Genomic DNA, 2,005 nt, shown 5'->3' with positions numbered 1-2,005 from the left:
TCCTCGAGCAGTGTGCCGTCCTTGTCGATAAAGACGGCCGACTGATGAAGCGTATCGGCGGGCGTGACGGAGGGCGTGAGCATGGCAACCTCGGCTGGATCGAACATTGGATGTGACTCGGCGTGCGGACGATGAGCGTCGCTATCCTGCCGCGCCTCCCGCCGCCGAGCGCAGCGCCTCTGTCGATTCGCTCTGGGCAAAGACCGTGTTCACATCGGCGACGCGCCGGTAGATGTCCGTCAACGATTCGGACACGCCGCTCCACGTGAACTCCGCGTGCGCGCGAGCGAGCCCGGCTTCGCCCATCCGGCGCGCGAGTGCGGGATCGCGCTGCAACGTGGCCAGCTTCATTGCGAGCGCGGCTGGGTCGCGCGGCGGCACGAGCCAGCCGGTCTCGCCGTGCTTCACCGAATAGCGGATGCCGCCGACGTCCGCGCCGATCACGGGCGTGCCGCATGCCATCGCTTCGACGGGCGTGATGCCGAACGGCTCGTACCATGGCGTCGTGACGAACACGTTCGCCGCGCTATAGAACAGGCTCAGACGCCGCCGTCCGCGGCGGCCGACGAAGATCGTTTCATTCGCAATCTGTTCCCGGTTTGCAATGCCGCGCAGTCGTGCAATTTCGGGCGTGGCGATTTCATTCGGCGCGTCGGAATTGCCGCCGACGATGTAAAGCCGCGCATCGATGCCGTGCTGCATCCTGAGCACGCCGACGCCGCGAATCACGTTGTCGATGCCCTTGCGCTGCACGATGCGCCCGAGCTGCAACACGATGAACCTGTCGCGTGGCCAGCCTAGTGCATCGCGCGCGGTGTCGCGGTTCATCGGATGAAACTCGTCGGCGTCGAAGCCGCATGGCACGATGTCGATGCGTTCGGCGTCCGCGTGATACAGGTCGATCAGATCGGCTTCGTCTTGCGGGCACTCGGCGATGATCGCGTTCGAGCGCCGGACGAGTTCGTCCTCGATCGCGAAGCGCTCGTCGGGAAAGCCGTCGTCGATGCCCTGATGAAGGCGGCGCACGCGGCCGAGCGCATGAAACGTCATGACGAGCGGCACGCCGAGCGTACGCTTGACCTTGAGGCCCGCCAGCCCGGACATGAAGAAGTTCGCGTGCATCACGTGATACTGCGTCTTTTCGCGGCGAAAGAAGCCAATCAGGAAATCGGCGAACTCGCCCATGTACGGCAGCAGTTGCTCCTTGGGCAATTGCAGCGGCGGACCCGCCGGCACATGGATCACGCGGATTCCGTCCATGTTCGAGATGGACGGCAGCAACGCCCGATCGCGCCGGGTAAAGACATCGACCTGATGACCGCTGCGCTGAAGCTGTCTTGCGACATTCGCGACATAGATGTTTTGCCCGCCGCTGTCGACGCCACCCGCCACGGCAAGAGGAGACGCGTGTTCGCTGATGATGGCAATCTTCATCGTGATCCCTTTGGTTCCTTCATGGCCCTTTGCCGATGGACAGAGGGCGGTTGATCGGAATGGCGCCGCTTCTTCGCAATAGCAGTTGAGCAGTGCGTACCTTCGTTTCAGCATGCGATGTGCCGCTGGGTGAGAACGTGCGTTTCCATCGTTGTGCCCGGGGCGCATGATCGTTTCGTTGAACGCGCATCGCTCGAACCGCTGTGGCGCGCCCCGAATTACAAGCGTCGTGTAAAAGGCGCTTCGCAATGCGGGAGGTCGTTGGGGGCGGCGCCGGGCGCACGGCATGCTAGTGGCACAGGACGATGGATTCGACTCACGCTACCCATTCTCTTTCGCGCATCCAGGGAGTGATTGTCGGCGACCTGCTGCGCGCGGTGCTCCGATACCGGACGATCACGGCCGCGTCATTCGCGCTGATGATCTTCGCGAAGCTCTCTGCCGTCGCGATTCCGCTGACGCTAAAACATATCGTCGACGAATTGAGCCACCCGGAATCGCCCGTTGTGTTCCCTGTGTTTCTGGTGCTCGCGTATGCGCTGCTGCGCTTTTTCGCCGATGCGCTGAACGA

2 protein-coding genes are annotated in these 2,005 nt (G+C 63.1%); one reads left to right on the top strand and one right to left on the bottom strand.

All coding sequences use genetic code 11. The features are described 5' to 3' along the window. Positions 1–141: 141 nt before the first annotated feature. Positions 142–1,434 (bottom strand): glycosyltransferase family 4 protein, encoded by a 1,293-nt coding sequence (locus AB4Y32_RS40260; RefSeq protein ID WP_368726555.1) that lies wholly within the window; start codon positions 1,432–1,434, stop codon positions 142–144. 305 nt (positions 1,435–1,739) lie between these two features. Here AB4Y32_RS40260 and AB4Y32_RS40255 point away from each other — a divergent pair. Continuing rightward, on the top strand, positions 1,740–2,005 hold a 266-nt coding region (locus AB4Y32_RS40255), incomplete at its 3' end, for a hypothetical protein (protein WP_368726554.1).

This window comes from Paraburkholderia phymatum (assembly GCF_040965635.1).
GTDB lineage: Bacteria > Pseudomonadota > Gammaproteobacteria > Burkholderiales > Burkholderiaceae > Paraburkholderia > Paraburkholderia phymatum_B.
The sequence above is the reverse complement of the archived record's forward strand: the minus strand, read 5'-3'. Positions and strand labels throughout refer to the sequence as shown.